This is a genomic window from Pseudoalteromonas sp. P1-26, from assembly GCF_001401795.1.
Lineage (GTDB): Bacteria > Pseudomonadota > Gammaproteobacteria > Enterobacterales > Alteromonadaceae > Pseudoalteromonas.
The window spans coordinates 44,062-62,818 of the sequence record NZ_LKDX01000004.1 but is presented as its reverse complement, the minus strand read 5'-3'; the positions used below and the strand labels follow the sequence as shown (position 1 = coordinate 62,818).

At 38.1% G+C, this 18,757-nt stretch carries 9 protein-coding genes; 4 read left to right on the top strand and 5 right to left on the bottom strand.

The window, feature by feature from the left end:
• Positions 1-57 precede the first annotated feature (57 nt).
• Entirely contained in the window at positions 58-366 is a 309-nt protein-coding gene (gene clpS, locus AN394_RS03790; RefSeq protein WP_161804337.1) for an ATP-dependent Clp protease adapter ClpS, read from the bottom strand.
• 209 nt (positions 367-575) lie between these two features.
• On the opposite strand from clpS, the gene cspD reads away from it, so the two are divergent.
• Positions 576-791 (top strand): cold shock domain-containing protein CspD, encoded by a 216-nt coding sequence (gene cspD, locus AN394_RS03785; RefSeq protein WP_036968098.1) that lies wholly within the window; start codon positions 576-578, stop codon positions 789-791.
• 432 nt (positions 792-1,223) lie between these two features.
• Positions 1,224-3,446, top strand: a complete 2,223-nt coding sequence (locus tag AN394_RS03780; protein WP_055020829.1) for an NADP-dependent isocitrate dehydrogenase — start codon at positions 1,224-1,226, stop codon at positions 3,444-3,446.
• 295 nt (positions 3,447-3,741) lie between these two features.
• Here the strand turns inward: AN394_RS03780 and AN394_RS03775 are convergent, their stop codons facing one another.
• The 4 genes from AN394_RS03775 to AN394_RS03760 form a co-directional block, all read right to left on the bottom strand.
• A complete protein-coding gene (locus tag AN394_RS03775; protein WP_055020828.1) occupies positions 3,742-6,045 on the bottom strand; it encodes an ATP-binding protein in 2,304 nt (767 codons plus the stop codon).
• Positions 6,046-6,054: 9 nt separating this feature from the next.
• Positions 6,055-7,323 (bottom strand): PotD/PotF family extracellular solute-binding protein, encoded by a 1,269-nt coding sequence (locus tag AN394_RS03770; RefSeq protein ID WP_055020827.1) that lies wholly within the window; start codon positions 7,321-7,323, stop codon positions 6,055-6,057.
• 122 nt (positions 7,324-7,445) lie between these two features.
• On the bottom strand, positions 7,446-9,464 hold the full coding sequence (locus AN394_RS03765) for a hybrid sensor histidine kinase/response regulator (RefSeq protein WP_054561669.1): 2,019 nt from the start codon (positions 9,462-9,464) through the stop codon (positions 7,446-7,448).
• 162 nt (positions 9,465-9,626) lie between these two features.
• Positions 9,627-15,941 carry a M4 family metallopeptidase gene (locus AN394_RS03760; RefSeq protein WP_055020826.1) on the bottom strand — a complete coding sequence of 2,105 codons (6,315 nt, stop codon included), beginning with the start codon at positions 15,939-15,941 and terminating at the stop codon, positions 9,627-9,629.
• A gap of 248 nt (positions 15,942-16,189) precedes the next feature.
• Here AN394_RS03760 and AN394_RS03755 point away from each other — a divergent pair, with 248 nt between their 5' ends.
• Positions 16,190-17,440 (top strand): diguanylate cyclase domain-containing protein, encoded by a 1,251-nt coding sequence (locus AN394_RS03755; protein WP_161805747.1) that lies wholly within the window; start codon positions 16,190-16,192, stop codon positions 17,438-17,440.
• Between the two features lie 89 nt (positions 17,441-17,529).
• A complete protein-coding gene (locus AN394_RS03750) occupies positions 17,530-18,423 on the top strand; it encodes a TIGR01777 family oxidoreductase (protein ID WP_054561672.1) in 894 nt (297 codons plus the stop codon).
• The last annotated feature ends 334 nt before the right edge of the window (positions 18,424-18,757 follow it).

Below are 18,757 nucleotides of genomic sequence, written 5' to 3'. Positions count from 1 at the left end.
TGAGATAATATTTATATACCGTTGTGACGGGCTAATTGGTTCACCCTACCTTGGTATTTATTCCTGCTCACAACTACATAGCAGTGGATGCTCGTTGTCTCGTGCGTAACGATTAACTTGTTCAGCTTTGGTATGAGCTACATCGGCGCTGTAAACACCGCAAATTGCTTTACCGTTATGATGAACTTGAAGCATCACATCTGTTGCTCTATCGCTATCCATATTAAAAAACGTCATTAGTACTTCTATCACAAAGTCCATAGGCGTGTAATCATCATTATTTAAAATGACTTTATATTTTCGCGGTGGTTGCAATTTTTGCTTTTCACTATCGCGAACTGTTTCAATAACACCAGAATCTTTCATGCCACTCATAATTAAATATAGTCTTGTCTTTAGAACTCAAGCAAACTTGAATAAAAAAATAAATAAATTGTTAAAAAATAGTCTAAAACACTTGACTGACTGGCTAAATAAACTACAGTCAAATATAGATTGATTAATCATTAGTCAGTCTAGCAAATTACACGGTTTAGAATAACTAAATTAGTCAACTTATAGAAGGATGTAGAAGTATGGCTTGTGGAAAAGTCAAATGGTTCAACAATGCCAAAGGTTTTGGCTTCATCGTAGAAGACGGCAGCGAGACTGATATATTCGCTCATTACTCAACGATTGTAATGGACGGTTATAAAACACTTAAAGCTGGTCAAGATGTAACATTCGAATTGCAACAAGGTCCAAAAGGGTTACACGCAACGAATATTGCGCCTAACGATGAAATCTCTTAGGTAAAACCTATTCGAGTATCAAGCGAGCGACCTTGTTAAGATCCTCGCTTACTCTTCTCATTTAAATATATCTTTCACTTCCCTTGAAATTCCATTTCTTTACCCCAATTGTTTAATTGTTATTAGCCCTTTAGAGCCAAGCTTGTTACACTCTTGTTGCTTAAATTTAGCTTTTTCGTCATTTTGACGTAAGGCTTTTGGCTAATTTCATAATTTGCTTATTTGAGCTATAAGAATTTTACAGTCTGTCAGCTGTGGTTATTTTAATACTATGTATTGAGTTGCAACAGCTAACAGACTGCTTGCTGTTGTTTTATCAAGGCACTTAAGCTTGGTAATTCAAGGCTATCTATTGCATTGTTGAATATGGCTAATTAAGGGTTACTGCTAGCAGTCATTACCAAACATTACGCCAACTATCTAGGAATGATGATGACATCAAAAATTATCTATACTAAAACAGATGAAGCGCCGGCTCTTGCGACGTATTCATTGTTACCAATCATCCAAGCGTATACAAACGCTGCGGGTGTTGAAGTTGAAACTCGTGATATTTCATTAGCGGGTCGTGTGATTGCAAACTTCCCTGAGTACTTAACTGAAGATCAACGTATTGATGATGCACTTGCAGAGTTAGGTGAAATGGCTAAAACACCTGAAGCTAACATTATCAAGTTACCTAATATCAGTGCTTCTATCCCTCAGCTACGTGCAGTAATCAAAGAGTTACAAGAAAAAGGTTACGCATTACCTGACTACCCTTCAGAGCCAAAAACTGATGAAGAAAAGAAAGTTAAAGCAACTTACGACAAAATCAAAGGTTCTGCTGTAAACCCGGTACTTCGTGAAGGTAACTCAGACCGTCGTGCTCCAGGTTCAGTAAAAGAGTACGCTCGCAATAATCCACACTCAATGGGTGCATGGAGCAAAGATTCTCAGTCTTACGTTGCTAGCATGGAAGAAGGTGACTTCTTCGGTTCTGAGCAATCAGTGACTATTCCAGAAGCAACTGACGTACGTATCGAGCATGTTGCTGAAAATGGTGACATTACAGTTCTTAAAGCAAGTACACCATTACTAGCGGGTGAAGTAATTGACGCGTCTCGCATGAGTGCTGCTAAGCTTCAAGCTTTCCTTGCAAAAGAAATTCAAGCAGCAAAAGACAAAGGCGTGTTGTTCTCATTACACATGAAAGCAACTATGATGAAAGTGTCTGACCCAATCATCTTCGGTCACGCTGTAAAAGTGTTCTTCAAAGACGTATTCACAAAACACGCTGATCTTTTCAAAGAACTAGATGTTGACGTAAACAACGGCTTTGGTGATGTATTCTCAAAAATCGAAAGCCTAGATGCAGCTAAGAAAGCTGAAATCGAAGCTGATATCCAAGCGGTATACGACAACAACCCTGCTATTGCAATGGTTGATTCTGACCGTGGTATCACTAACCTTCACGTACCAAGTGATGTGATCATCGATGCATCAATGCCTGCTGCAATCCGTTCTAGCGGTCAAATGTGGAATAGCGAAGGTAAATTACAAGACACTAGCTTTGTAATTCCAGATCGTTGTTACTCAGGTGTTTACCAAGCAACTATCGATTTCTGTAAAGAGAATGGTGCATTCGATCCAACAACTATGGGTAGCGTACCTAACGTTGGTCTTATGGCTCAAAAAGCTGAAGAGTACGGTTCACACGACAAAACGTTTGAAGTAGCTGCTGCTGGTACAATCCGTGTAGTTGACACAGCTGGTACAACTTTACTTGAGCATGCTGTTGAGCAAGGTGATATCTGGCGTATGTGTCAGGTAAAAGACGCACCAATCCAAGATTGGGTTAAACTTGCTGTTAACCGTGCTCGCGCAACTAACACGCCTGCAGTTTTCTGGTTAGACGAAAACCGTGCACACGATGCTGAGCTAATCAAAAAAGTAAACGCGTATTTACCACAACATGATACTGATGGTCTTGAGATCCACATCTTAGCACCAATTGAAGCGACTAAGTTCTCATTAGAGCGCATCAAAGAAGGTAAAGACACTATTTCAGTAACTGGTAACGTATTACGTGACTACCTAACTGACTTATTCCCAATTCTTGAGCTTGGTACAAGTGCTAAAATGCTTTCAATCGTACCACTTATGAATGGTGGTGGCTTATTCGAAACAGGTGCAGGTGGTTCAGCACCTAAGCACGTTCAACAGTTCGAAAAAGAAAACCACTTACGTTGGGATTCATTAGGTGAGTTCTTAGCGCTTGCAGCTTCTTTAGAGCACTTAGCAGTTAATACTGGTAATAAGAAAGCACAAGTTCTTGCTGATACGCTTGATAAAGCAACTGGTACTTTCCTAGCTGAAAACAAATCACCTTCACGTAAAGTGAAAGAGATTGATAACCGTGGTTCGCACTTCTTCCTTTCTTTATTCTGGGCACAAGAACTTGCTGCACAAAATGATGATGCGGAATTAAAAGCACAGTTCACACAAATCGCTGCTGATCTTGAGTCTCAAAAAGACCAAATCGTTACTGAATTAAACGATGCACAAGGTCCAGTAATGAGTGTTGGCGGTTACTTCCAACCAAATGATGAGTTAGCATTCAAAGCAATGCGTCCAAGCTCAACATTTAATGACATCCTAGCTAAACTGGTTTAATTCATTTAAACATAATTAATTAGCTATAAGAGAGTTACCTCAGTGTTTTTAACACCGAAGAGGTAACTCTTTTTTATTTTAGCGACTTAAAATCAATTTTTAATACCAATTCGCTTAATTAAGTGGATCTATTTTGAGGCAATAAAACCTCGTTGATAGCAAGGCAAAAATTTCGTTATTTAGTTGTGCTCGGCAATTGCTCCTGCATTGCTCTACCTTCTGCATCCATGCAGTCGTAAAACAGAAATTTTTAACGCAGATAGCGACAGGTTTAATCCCTCAAAATGATTAAGTATTATTGCGTGTTGGTATCACAGTCACTCGTAGCGCTCACTTCACTTTTAGACCACTTTAGTAAAGCCGTTTTAACACATTGGTAGTCAATCGGCTTGGCAACAAAATCATTCATTCCTGCGGCAAAACATCGTTGCTTATCTCCTTCAAGTACATTGGCCGTTAAGGCAATAATAGGAGTCGCTTTATACTCTGGCATTTCTCTTATGCGTATTGTTGCTTGCGGGCCATCAAGTATAGGCATCTGCATATCCATAAATATAATATCAAAGCAGTTTTGCAGATTATTTTCCCCACTATGTTCCTTACATAGCGCAACAGCCTGCTCGCCATCCCCTGCTATTTTTATTGAGCTTATACCAAACTCATTTAACATAGCTTCGATAACAACCTGATTAATATCATTGTCTTCGACGACCAATACATTTAACGATGAAAAGTCTACTTGTTCCTCTTCATTTTCTTGCCGAGTTTCGGTTTCAAACTCAGAGTGCTCAATAACCTGTGTTGTTTTTAGCTCAAAATAAAAACAAGAACCCTGCCCTAGATCACTTTCTACCTGCAAAGGAGCATTCATCAAAATTAGTAATTTGCTTGAGATAGCAAGGCCGAGCCCTGTACCACCGAAGCGCCTTGTAATTGAGGTATCCGCTTGAGAAAACGCTTCAAATAACTTACCGAGATTTTCTTTTGCGATACCTATTCCTGTATCAATCACACTAAATTTGATGCTCAAATCATCGCCGCCTAGCTCATTAATTTTTACGTTGAGGGTCACACAGCCTTTCTCGGTGAATTTAATTGCATTCCCAATAAGGTTTATCAACACTTGTTTTAGGCGGGCTTCATCAGCAAAGAAAACACAATGTTGATACTCTTCAGCAACAGAAATATTCAACTTAATATGCTTACTTTGGGCTTGCTCTTTAAATAAATGCTGTAACTCATCTAGTAGCGAATTTAAATGTATAGGCACAGACTCTAGCTCAATTTTAGACGCCTCAATCTTACTTATATCTAAAATGTCGTTGATGATTACCAATAATCCTGCCCCTGAAGATTGTATAATATTAAGCATCTTCATTTGTTCATGAGACAAACTGGTACGACTCAACTGCCGCGCCATTCCTAAAATGCCATTCATAGGGGTTCTAATTTCATGGCTCATATTTGCCAAAAATTCTGATTTCACCTTGGTGGTGTGTTCTGCCGTTTTCTTGGCTTGGGTAAGGTCTTGGCTTAACACCCGAAATCTATCTGCCGCAGTTGCAAGCACACCAATTTCATCGTTACGTTTTAAATCATAAATAGGAGCTGATAAATCACCAGCTAAGAAGTATTGAAAACTTGTGGTTAAACGTGTAATTGCACGCGATATATGCAGGTGGAAATAGATTGCAAGCGCGATAATGTAGATAACTACACCAACAGCAAGAAAACGCAGAGTTTGATCTGTTTTTATTACTGTTTCTTGCGCTTCACTTTTAATCTTTTGCAATTTTGCTAGGGATTGCTCTCTTAGTTTATCTGCAAGGGTACTGAACTCTATAGCATCGCCAGCCATAACAACATTAACCAAGCTTAAATAGTTTCGGTTAGCCTGCACGCCTCTCGAAAAAGCCTGTTTATATGTTTTAGCATGTTCACGGTTATTACTTAGATCAGTGTTGGTTTGTGACTGATTTGATAAAATAGCCAGCGCCTTATTAACCGCTGCTCTTTTAGAATAATCTTTTTTGGCAAGAAACAAAGAGGCATCACGATGTAATTCATGCCATACATTGAGATGTTCAGTGATAGCCAATTTGTTTTCATTGGTAGTCGCAGTTAATTTGAGGTTGGTTAATTCATTAATAGCTGCTAAATAGATTTGCGGTAACTCAACGTCAGTGAGCTCTGTTTTTATTTCATAACGCTTGGCAAGCACATCTAGATTTTCACCGTACCGAGAAATCAGCTGTGTCATTGAATTTAAATAAACTTGGCTTTCAAGTTCATCACTTTTCAAATCAACACTTTCTAAACGTGCTTTTATACTTTCAAAGTTCTCTATTATTTTACTAAATACGGTTTTACTACCTGAGAATCCATAAACTGAAATATCACGCTGCATTTCAACAATATCTTTATTTATACGAAGTATACCCACGGCATAATTACTAATGCGGCTTATATCGTTAAAAGATGTTTCAATTCTTTGTAATCGCTTGTTCAGGACAAAATAACTCGCCCCCATTACAAGTAAAACGAGTGTCAATGCCAATAACACTTTGGCTGCTAAAGACCTAGAAAAAATGGTTAGCAATGTAGCTCCTTATGAGTTCAACAACTCATACCATTTATCTAAACTATAATCATAATTCGGCATTACCGTATTCCAGACCGCTATATTCGAAAAACGCTTGATATAGCTTCCTCCATCACGAGCTTGACCCGCTAGAACAGATATTTTGCCGTCTGTTCCGCGTAAATCCATGGATGCTTCTTGCCCTTCATACCAATATTGCCATTCTGCTTTTGACATAAGAGGCTGACTCCGCTCAGGATTAGAAATGTAATAACCTTGTCTTGCGATAAATGCGCCTGGATAGCCAGAAAGCCACCAATTCATGTATTCATAAGCAGCATCTTTAACATGTCCCTGTGCATTAGCTGATAAGCACATAACCCCGTGCCAAGCACGATAACCTTCTTTGGGTGAAGCATAAACAACCGGGATACCTTGCCCTTTGCAGGCACTGACTCCGGGCGAAAACATACTTTGAATAGTGACGCGTTTCATTTTCATAAAGTCGACCGACTGCGGTACCGAAGTCCAAAAGCCAGCAAAATGACCTTGCCTTTTCTTTTGCAGTAAAATTGCAAATAGCTGGTCAATTTCGCTAATACTCATATTGCCCATATCTTTAAACTTCATCAGCCCCTGCGCTTCGGCAGCCAGAGCAGAATCAAAAATACCGATTGTTGGCGCATTAACAAGCGCAACCTTACCTTTATTCTTTTCATCGAGTAACCAAGACCAAGACTCAGTTTGATAAGGAATCCCCTTTTCTATGAACTGAGTGTTGTAACCAAACGAGTCGACATTATGCACGTAAGGCAAGAAACTAATTGCATCGCTTGGTGTAGTCGCAAGCGTTCCATCTGCTTGCACGTAAAGAAGTTTGTTGGGTGAGTCACCAGCGCCTAACTTGGCTTCAGGCACAATTTTACCTGTTTTAGAGAGTGGATTGATTTCATGCCAATAGGTTAACCGCTCAGTTTCTATAGGTTGAATGGCACCTGCTTGCCAAAGAATATTAATTGAATCTGACCATTGCTCGTATAAGTCAAAACTACTTGGGTCTGATGCTGCCTTTTGCAACACCGCAGCACTGCCCATTGGGGTAAATTCAATATTAATACCCAGCTCAAGCATGGCTTTTTGTCTGAGCTCTTCTTGTAAAGTTACGTGGGTCCCCATAACCCTAATTGTGGGAGTATTCTTAGCGAATACATAGGGAGCTTTAAAGGCAACTGTTGATGCTATGGCACCAACACCTAATGTTTTTAAAAAGTCTCGGCGGTTATCTGAGTAGCCCATTTAGTATTTCCAACATATTAAACCCGTTAAAAGTATAGGTTAAATTTGAAAATTGCCTAAAATAACTACTCATTTACCCAGCAATGATTTTTCTAAGCCGAGTATTCACAAACTACAATTATTTAGATTAAAAAATGCTCTTTAGCTGTCACAATTGCTTGCTCAATAGCCGTATTTTTAACAGGCTTTGAAACAAATAAATCCATTCCAGCTCGTTTGCAAGCTGCTTTATCATCTGCAGAAGTATTTGCTGTTAAAGCAATAATATAAGTTGTATCAGTTGGGCAAATTTGCTCATCTCTTAAAATACGTGTTGCTTCAATGCCATCCATTTCTGGCATTACGCAATCCATAAAAATCAGATTGTATTTGTTTTGCTTGCATTTATTTATCGCATCAATACCATCGCAGGCATAATCGGCCGTTAAGCCTAACTTTTCTAGGTGTGCTTTTAACACAAAGCGGTTAATTTGGTTGTCATCAACAACCAGTATCGATAAAGGTAAGGCTGAAAAGTCGATATCAGAGGCATGCAGCGTATCATGTGATTGTGGCTGTCCTAGTTTTAGAGGTAATTGAATATCAAAACAACTGCCTTTTTGGAATTCGCTACTGACCTTTATTATGCCTCCCATATAATCGATAAGTTCCTTCACTATTGCAAGGCCAAGCCCTGTACCCCCCTTTTTTCGGTCCTTATTTAGCTCTTGGGTAAATGGTGAAAAAAGTGACTTCATAAAGGTTTCCGTCATGCCTATACCCGTATCAGAAACTTGCAAATTCAAGATGACATCGTCATTTTGAACTCTAGCAGATACGTATAACTTAATAGTGCCTTGCTCAGTAAACTTTAATGCATTACTCAATAAATTAGACGCAATTTGGGTGAGTCGGGTGTTATCACAGTAAGTCCAACATTCTTCACTAATATCAATTTCGACGTCAAAATAAAGATTCTTTTCTTGATATAAAGGTAAATATAACGACGCTAAATCAACAAAAATTGTTTTTAATAAAAAGTGACTAGGCTCTAATTTCAGTTCACCATGATTTATTTTAGAAAAGTCGAGCACTTCGTTAATTATATTTAACAAAATATCTGCACTTCGTAATGCAACTTTGAGTTTTTCTTCTCGTTTTTGCTCTGACTTTTCATAGAGTAAAGTCGTTAGCATGCCTGTAATGCCATTTAACGGCGTGCGCAGTTCATGGCTAATCTTAGCCAGCAAGATACTTCGGTCTTCAAGAGTTCGCACAGCATCCGCTTTTTGCTTTTTAAGCTCCTCACGAAGTAGCACCTCTTTCGTTACATCTTGAAAAGTACCTATTAAACGAACACATTGCCCGTTTTCAAATTCCGCTTCGCCATAGGTTGAAACCCATACAGGATTCCCTTTCGCTGTAATAAGCTGAATTTCAATATTCCAATCTTTACCATGCTCAATTGCTTCTTGGACTACTTGTTGTATTGCATCACGACTTTCACCTTCTTTATAAAATTCAATAGCCGTTTCAAGGTTTGGAGAATAATCTGAAGGGACTTCATGGATTGCTTTAGTTTGTTTACTCCAGTAGAGCTTATTTTCTAGCAAGTCGAGTTCCCAAGACCCTATACGAGCAACTTCTTCGACTTGCGCGAGCATATAGTTCTTTTTAACTAATCTCTCAGATGAGGCATTACGTGCTAATTCGTTACCTAACCATTGAGCAAATAACTCTACATAATCGTGAGACTCTTCACTAAAAGGTTTTGATACTTTAGGCGCTGAGAAGTTAACTGTGCCGAAAACATTTTTGCCAACAAAAATAGGTGCGCCAATGTAAGATTCTAGTTGAAAGTTTACATAACAAGGGTGCTGTGCAATCCGACTATTTGAGGCATGATGAAATGAAAGCGCTTTATTAGCTTCTAAAGTGTGAGCACAATAGGTACCTTCCAGATCGAATTGCGTACCAACCGGGATTGCATTATCAGGCGCCACCACATGAATGACCGTATAGAGCTTGTCATCAACTTGACTCACAATCGCAAATTCGAGATCAAATACCTCTAAACCAAATTCTAGTAACTTGATTACTTTGTCGGAAAAATCAATTTCTTGATTAGATACTATATCGTGGAATTGGCGCAGAAAGTTCAACCTAGCTCCCTAGTTATTCGAATTTTATTTGGCTCTAAAGAAGCATACCAAGAATTTCAAATAACAACAGCAGTAATCATAATTTAAGATTGAATTTGTATTATTAGTAATGATTTTCACCTATTAAAAAAGCCCCTTAAAAAGGGGCTTTTATTAGCTATTTTAGTGTCTGTTTACTCGCCTTCTATAAACGAAAGGTAACAGAGCAATTAGAAAGACAAAAACGCCACCGCTACTAGATTCAGCTTTATCACCATTACTACTAGTAGTTACATTTTTGACAGTTACATCTATTGATTGTTCTGCAGTTCCCTCTCCGTCAGAAACTGCTACTTTGAATTTAAGCAATGAATCCTCAGAAACAGTTGGAGATTTAAATTTTAACGTTTGAGAATTCGATTGAAGAATATCAGCTTGAAGACCTTGTGTTTGGATCCAATTGTAAGTTAACGGCTGTGATTCTTTATCTGTCGCAGAAACAGTAATCACACCTTCTACATTCTCATTAACTGTATAACTATTAGCAAGTTCAATTGTTGGCAATTGGTTTACATGCAAGAATAAAACAGATTGCTCATGAACAAATTCCTCATAGCCATCGTTAATGGTTAAAGAAATTGTTCCCTGCTTCGACTCTAAAAGCTCAGACACTTTCAAGATTGCTATACTTTCATTCTGGTTTTCGATAGTAACTTCGGGTATTGATACAGACCAGTTATACGTTAACTCATCTGCATCGCTATCTGATGTTCCTGACGCATCTAAAACGAAGGTATGCAGCTCGTCTATTGTCTCAGGAATAATAAGAGATAATGTTGGTGCGCTATTAAGACTTTCTTGTGCCAGTTTAGCGACAACCTCAACAAAACCATTTTTCTCGCCGTCTAAGTCAAATTCACTACCATCCACAACCGTAAAGGCTGAACAATTACTGCACTCAGAACTAAAGTCGCTGCTTGCAATTATCTCTACCGATTTCCAACCACTTAAAGTTAGTACGCGTGCTTGTAACTCATCACTCAATAGAGAGTTTTCAAGTATTGGTAAAGCAAGGTCTACTGATTCTGTGCGCTGAGCAAGCTCTACATTGATGTTTATCAAATCACTTTTCAATTGGAAATGAGGATCTTCAACGTCCATATCCGTGAAGGCATCAAGCAACATCTCTTCAGAGATATTCATGTTTTCTATGAAATTATCACTTTGAGTGCGAATAACATCACCCGCGCTAATAACATGATAATCATTGTTCGTAAAAACATATGCTCCTGAAGCTAGAACTCCTTTCGAAGTGTTAGAAGAACTATCTAAGAAATCAACAATCCCATCACCATCGCTATCGCCTATCCACTCTGTACTATCAGGAATATTGTCACCATCTGTGTCCGCAGTTTCATTATCAAAGGTAACATTATCAATTAGTGACACAGTCTCAGTTTTCGTCATAACTGACTCACCATCTTTTAAGATGTCATAATTAAAGGTAATCTCTCCTTGCCAGTCATCTGCAAAATTAAAATCACCTCTCCATATAATTGAGTCATACGTATACACATAAACTTCATTTATGACTTGGTCATCAGATAATAATGTCATTTTAAGCTCTAAATCTTCATAATTTGAGAAGCCATACGCTTGTATTTCAACATGAGTACCATACCCTTTGACCAAACTCGCCATTCGCTTACCATTTTGTTTATAAGTGGCCGTGATACTGCGCGGTGCATCTTCATCTAAATGAATTATTTCAGATTTATTAAACTCTTCTGTGTAACCGCCGTCATATACTTCAAGCTCAATTGAATCAACTAACGAGTCAAGTATATTTCCTAATACTACATTTTTAGTCCCTTCATAGCTGTAGTCACTAATAGATTGAATATAATTGCCAGCAATCAAATTCAAACTAAAGTTATCATATAACGGTTTACCTCTCACATTAAGCGCAACAACGGGCAGAGCATCCCGATAAACATAGGTATAGGGTTGAATATCAATACGTGGATTTATATGCAGGTTAATAGTTCCAGCTGTAGTATTACCAGCATTATCGCTTGCCGTAATATCTAAAGAGTAACGTCCAGACTCAAATGCTATATCAATGTCTGATTCAATAGTTATTTCATTTATGCCTGATACTGCATCATAAACAACTGATCGGCTTAACAACTCCTCGAACAATTGCTCTTCTGTAAATCCACCATTCATAGCTACAGCATAGTCTTGAATGATAGGAGGGGTCGTATCAGTGACAAAGAATGTTTGCACAGCTCTTGCACTATTCCCTGCAATGTCTTCAGCTACCCAAGTTATTTGATTCTCGCCATAAACAAGCGTTCTAGACGAAGGGTATACATCGACAGCAACTCTATTGTTATCTGTTACCTCAGGATAAAGGCTTCTAGAAATGTATGTGTTTTCATAAATCCCTTCTATTGTCACAGGTGACAAATCTGAGAATACTGGCGGTAAATTTTCTCCTAAATTAGGATCATCTGGATGACTATCCTCACTATCAACCACACCATCTGAATCTGTATCTTCAACTGTTGGGTTAGAACCTATTTCAAATTCAGTTAAGTTAGCCAAACCATCTCTGTCTAAATCTTGACTTGCATCGAATGAGTCAAGAACATTCAGACCAAATTGATACTCCCAGAAATCAGCCATGCCGTCACTGTCGGTATCTAAACTAGTATCAACCTCTGAAGTCCACACAACTCTATCAATGAAAAATGAGTCGTAACGGTAAAAATCAGCACCATCTAGATTAAATTTAATTGTATTGAAGCCACTAGCTATAGGAATTAATAGTCGAGATTTTTCGTACTGAATTTCAATATCTTCATTATTAACTTGAACTTGTAAAAGCCTATATTTATTAATGTTGTAGTCAACAGTGATAAAGCCCTGCTCAAACAAACCAGCAATAGCAAAGCCTGCATTCACTTGTGTATAAGTTTCGCCACTAAAGTTAGGGTTAAAAGAAAGGCTATTCACTCCGTTAGAAGACCAACTATCACTTGAAATCCAGTCAACATTATTTGCTGCTAACACCGTGAAGCGGTTTGGTAACCCACCAGTTTCAAAGCTTTCGAAAAGGTTATTTATTGCTGAAGGCGTTGAAGCGTATTCTGTTGGCGAGCTTTGCGCATAATATTCTTGTACGTCTGTAAAACCATCTTCATCTCGATCAGAACCAGTAGCATTTGCGTTAATCGGTGAGGTCATAAGTACATTTACTTCGTAACCGTCAGGAAGTTCATCCCCATCACTATCCGAATGCCTAGGATCTGTCCCAAGAGCATACTCTTGCAGAGCAGTTAGTTCGTCATTATCGTAGTCAGAAGAAGCATCATTAGCATCAGTTAAATTAAGCCCATTTTCAACTTCCCAAAAATCTGGCAGGCCATCACTATCAGTATCAACATCGCTCGTATTAGGAATAAATTTAAAATTATCTAACCAAACAGCATCCTCTTCAGTAGAGATTGATCCATCTTTTGTATATGAGAACTCAATAACGTTAACACCTTCAGGGATTTTAACAGTTACCGACCCTTCTTTTGTTCCAGCAATCGACTTATTGTCACTATTTGAACCATTAATTTTTAGAACGAAAGAGTCGCAACATTCTTCAGACTCTATTTTATAGTCAAATATAAGGTATGCTTCCACGAAGACACCTGTAGCACTGAATGAGCTCATTTGACTATCTGAGATTTTACCAGAGCGAATGCTTTGCGAACCATCGGTAGCAAAACTATTATCAATGTACCAATCAGCATTGTTTTCTGATGAATGATTAAACCATTGAGGAAGTTGAGAATCTTCAAATGAACTAGTTAGATTCAATTGCTCTGGAAATGAATCTGCATCTTGTGGGTCTGTTTGTAACTGAAACTCGGTGTAGTTACTAAATCCATCATTATCACTATCAAGCATTGCATCAGTAGAGTCTGTTAAATTTAGACCATGCTCATATTCCCAGCCGTCTGGAATTTGGTCTCCATCTGTATCAAGGTTATTAGGATCGCCCTGATTTAAAAACTCATTAAGATTACTCAAACCGTCATTATCATTATCTAATGATGCATCATCTGGATTCGAAGGATCTAAGCCGTGCGCAACTTCCCAAGAATCTGGTATCGAATCACCGTCAGTATCAGCAAATTCATTACTGATGAAAATGTTATCAATGAAGACTGAATCTAAGCCTGATGATACAGAACTATCTTTTATGTAAGCGAATTTAAGTGTATTTAAGCCTGTAGGAATGACTTGCTCGAAAGAGCGCCAATCGGTAATACCAGAATCAATTACAACTAATTGCTCGTTTAGATACACATATAAATGATCAAAATCAGCTTCTGTAGATAATTTATAAACGAAGCTGAGGTACTTAGTCTGGTCTGTTACAAAGCTGTATTCAAAGCTCGTTGTTTGATTATCATCGATATCATTGTTAGTTAGAGAAAAGTTGTAGCTTTCATCTATTTGATATGTTTCCCATGGCATTGAGGGGTCTGTAAAATCAAAGCTTTCAGGAACAAGATTATCATTAAAATTAATAGCGATTGTTTCAGGAATTGAAGGTGTAGAATCTGCATCACTTGGGTCTGAGCCTAGTAAAAATTCAATTAGGTTTGTGAAGCTATCATTGTCTAAGTCACTCTCTGCATCTGCACTATCTAGAGGATCTAATGCGAAATTAACTTCCCAACCATCAGTCATTTTGTCGTTATCAGAATCAGGATTAGTTAAGCTTGTTTGATACTCATGATGTTCTTGATAATCAGTTAGGCTATCGCCATCAGTATCAGAATTATTTGGCAATGAATTTAATCTGTATTCTTCTAAGTTGGTCAATCCATCATCATCAAGATCACCTGCTGCATCTGTAGGGTCTGATGAGTCCAGTGAATATAACAACTCCCAATTGTCATCCATTCCATCGTTATCATTATCAATGAATTGGATGTTATTACATACAACACCTACCGTATTGAATGCATCGACAACATCATTTGTTTTATAGCCTAAATCAATGGCACTGTTGATTGCGCCACATGCTCCATCAATAAAGTCAGTTGAATTTACCCAATAATTTTGGTTTGCGTAAAGCATAATTTGAAAAGCTTTACGTGGGTCCCACTCTGGCTTATTTGCTAGTAAATAAAATGCTCTATTAAACACACCACTGCTGTAATGAACATCAATACCAGAATAAAACTCAGATGCATGGTCTATTGAAATACCATCATTAGACGGGGTTTCAAAATAACGCAATGCTGCTCTATTTTTTGTAATATCAGCACCTGTCAACCAATCTGTAGAACCTCTGACAAAGTATTCAGCGGTTTCACCAGCCATGTCTGAAAATGACTCGTTAATTCCTCCAGATTGGTCGTAATAAAATAAGTTGGAATTTTGCTCTGTAACACCATGACTCACTTCATGAGATACAATATCTAAAGATACTAGCGGGTAAAAACTATCGGCACCATCACCAAAACTCATCGCAGAGCCGTTCCATGTTGCGTTCTCCCAACCATCACCTTGGTGAACACGTAGCAATAACTTAAAGGTCAGTGGTGCCGTGTTATACCATTGCTCATACATATCAAACACCGAGGTTCCAAATGCATGTGCATCATTTAAAGGCGAATAGGCACCATTAACCTCTTTGTGAGTATTTCGATCACACGGAAATGAAAACGCAGATGAGGGTTCACTGCCTGACTCCATCGAAACAGTTTTTACTTTATCATTTTCTAGAAAGCATGTTTCTCCTACTTGAGAAACAGCAAATGCTGGATAATCTTCGCCATATTCATAACGGCCAACTTTCTCATTACCACCTGGCCCCATCGCCTGTGTGTGCTTGATATTATTCCACGCTTTAAACACTTCATAAGTTTTTTCATTGATGATAGCTGAAGGCTTTGACTCATGTTCAGCATTCAAAATTTCAAGCTCAATTAAATATGCGTAATGAGCTTGATCGTTTTTAACATAAATGTAACGTTCTGATTTTACGAGCTTATAAGAAGAATCTAGTGACAGTTTAGAAGCTTTAAGCACAGCTAAAACTGCAGCTTCTAAATCAAATTGACTGTTTGCTCTTAATTGTAATTTTGCATCATCGATATCGGTCGCAAAAAAGCCACTCATATGCTGTGACTTATCTTGAATACGAACTTGCTGCCCCCAGATAGGAACCCCAGAATAATATTGCTGTAGAATTTTGTTTGATGAATTTTTTCTTAGTACACCTTTAGAGTTATGGTGAGGCAAAATAACCTCTTCAAAATAAGAACCTTTTGTTTGATTTTTTTGAAGAGACTGATTTGTTAATAGCAGGTTTTGAAGTTGTGGCTTGTTAGAGGGACTTACCCTTTCTACTGTTGCAGCTTGAAGAGAGTATGCGCTGAACATACTAAAAACTGCAGCACCTGCAATTAATCCCTTATGCATAATAGTTCCTTAAATACTTTATTTACTTATTATCGGAACTAAAATACCAAAAATAAACACAATCTGCACCAATTTGTTAAGCCCACATTAATTATTTAACTAAAATTTCGAGTTCATATTTTAAAACCCAAACTGGAAAAACACCCAATATCAGTTAATACTTTATAACTAACAACTTAATTGGTCCCCCTACTCACCCTATGTCGCTGAGAGCTAAATTTATCCTTCTACTTTCCTCTATTTTTTTAGTGGTGGTAGCCAATACCTTCATTATCTATGTATTAGATAAGCAAGGTCAGGCTAAGCTTGAGGCGGTGATCCATACTCATGATGCTCTCGATGAATCTGAAAAGCTCTACAATCAAATAACGAACGCAGAAACTGGGCAACGTGGTTATTTATTAACTCAAGACCTCAACTATTTAGAACCCTACTACACAGCACTTGAACAAGTTAAACAACATTTTTTGACTATCAATAAGCTAACGCTAAATAACCCCGAACAACAAGACACTCTTACTGAAATTGATGAGCTGGTCGACAAAAAATTAGCAGAGTTAGCATTAACTGTCACACTTGTAATGCAAGGCACGCCATATGCCCTCGAAGAAGCTAAAGCGATTGTGTTAACGAATGAGGGTAAAAAGTATATGGACCAGATCCGCGAGCATATTTTACTGTTTCAAAATACTGAGCTTGCCAAGTTAGAACAGCAAAATGCTGACTACCAAAAAAACAGACTATTTATAACTCACTTCGTAACTTTGCAAATACCATTAATGCTCATCTTGTTAGTTTTTTGCGCTTTTTATATCAATGCAAAGCTTTTTAAACCTCTAAAGTTATTAATTCAAAACACTGATCAACTAGAAAAAGGCGAAAAACCAAAAACGTTGACGATTAGTAGCCATGATGAAATTGGCTATGTGTTAAAACGCTTTGCACGCATGAGTGACATCGTTTATGAGCGAACGAGTAAGTTAAATTTTCAAGCTAGTCATGATCATCTAACAGGCGTTTTAAATCGCACAGAGTTAAAGCCAGCATTGAAGCAAGCCATTACTACTTGCTCTGAAGACAATAAACTGGCTGTTATATTTATAGATATAAATAAATTTAAACAACTCAATGATGAATACGGCCATTTAATTGGTGACCAAGTTCTTATTGAAACCGCAAAACGGATTACGTCATCAGTTAGAGCCGATGATGATGTGTATCGTTATGGGGGAGATGAATTCGTCATAATTACACATAATATCGCTAAATACAGACACATTAATGCCATGATCACGCATCTATTGGCACGTTTTGATAACCCATTTGTATTTGAACAGCTCACATTAAATATTTCATTAAGTATTGGGGTAGCCCTTGCTCCAGATCACAGCCTAGATCACCAAGAATTGCTGAGATTAGCTGACCAAGCAATGTATCACGCTAAACATGAGTTAAAAAATAGCTATCATATTTACAACAACTACAACCAAGAAGACTAATCTAAATTACTGCTTTATACGTATATATTTGCAAAAATCACCATCACTATGTATAAAAAATACACACAGATATTAATTAAGGCAGCACTATGCATATTTTATTAACAGGTGGAACGGGCCTTATTGGTAGACATTTGTGCCCTTTTTTATTGAATCACCACAAGGTTACTGTGCTAACACGCAACCCTATTCAAGCCGCGGTCATACTGACTCATCAAGTACACACTGTTAAGTCACTCGATGAAGTCAACTTTGAAGAGGTTGACGCTGTCATTAATCTAGCTGGAGAGCCAATCGTCAACAAGCGCTGGAGCGAGTCGCAAAAACGAACTTTGCTGAATAGCCGGATCATTCTTACTTTACAGATATCTAAAGCAATTAGCCGTTGTGAATCGCCGCCTCATACCTTTATTTCTGGCAGTGCGATTGGCTTTTATGGCCGCCAAGAAAACCAGCCAATTGATGAAAGCTTTAATGATATTTACCCTGAGTTTAGCCATGTTCTTTGCCGTGATTGGGAGCATGCAGCGACGAAAGCACAATCTGACCAAACTCGAGTATGCCTACTTCGTACAGGTATCGTATTAGCTAAGCAAGGTGGTGCTTTAGGTAAAATGCTGCCTGCTTTTAAATTTGGCTTGGGTGGACCAGTAGGTCATGGTCAACAAGGAATGTCGTGGATCCACATTGACGACATGATCCAACTCATCCTTTTTGTGCTTTCACATCAAGAGATACACGGGCCTGTCAATGCCACTGCGCCAAACCCTGTTGATAATAATGAATTTAGTCAAACACTCGCGAGTGTGATTTCGCGACCTGCCATGCTACGTATGCCTAGCTGGGTTTTAAAATTGATGATGGGAGAAATGTCTGATCTTCTGCTTCATGGTCAATTTGTGCTTCCGAATAAACTACTTAGTCACAATTACCGCTTCCACTATCCAACATTGCAGCCGGCATTAGAAAGCCTGAAATTATAGTTACAATGTACGGGTTGCTAATACTCAACTAATACATAATAATTAAATAGATTTTAGTCGAGTGATTCTTCAGGGAAAGTCATGATGCATTTACCCACCATAATCAGCATATCAATTTTATTGAATGTGATTATTGGGTCGTTCTTATTGTCTTTGTATTTTTTAAGACAACAATCAAGTTATTTATATTGGGGTAGCTCGTGTCTCATATTTGTAGGCGCACAAATAGCAGCTTCTCTGCGTATTTTTATCAACCTTACTCTAATTACACATTATCTAGCTGATTTACTGATAATTTCAGCTCCCTTAGCAGCCATACTAGGTATTCATGCTT

Coding starts and splice junctions, on each gene's coding strand:
- clpS (WP_161804337.1), bottom strand. CDS start 366: ATGAAAGATTCTGGTGTTATTGAAACAGTTCGCGATAGTGAAAAGCAA.
- cspD (WP_036968098.1), top strand. CDS start 576: ATGGCTTGTGGAAAAGTCAAATGGTTCAACAATGCCAAAGGTTTTGGC.
- AN394_RS03780 (WP_055020829.1), top strand. CDS start 1,224: ATGACATCAAAAATTATCTATACTAAAACAGATGAAGCGCCGGCTCTT.
- AN394_RS03770 (WP_055020827.1), bottom strand. CDS start 7,323: ATGGGCTACTCAGATAACCGCCGAGACTTTTTAAAAACATTAGGTGTT.
- AN394_RS03760 (WP_055020826.1), bottom strand. CDS start 15,941: ATGCATAAGGGATTAATTGCAGGTGCTGCAGTTTTTAGTATGTTCAGC.
- AN394_RS03750 (WP_054561672.1), top strand. CDS start 17,530: ATGCATATTTTATTAACAGGTGGAACGGGCCTTATTGGTAGACATTTG.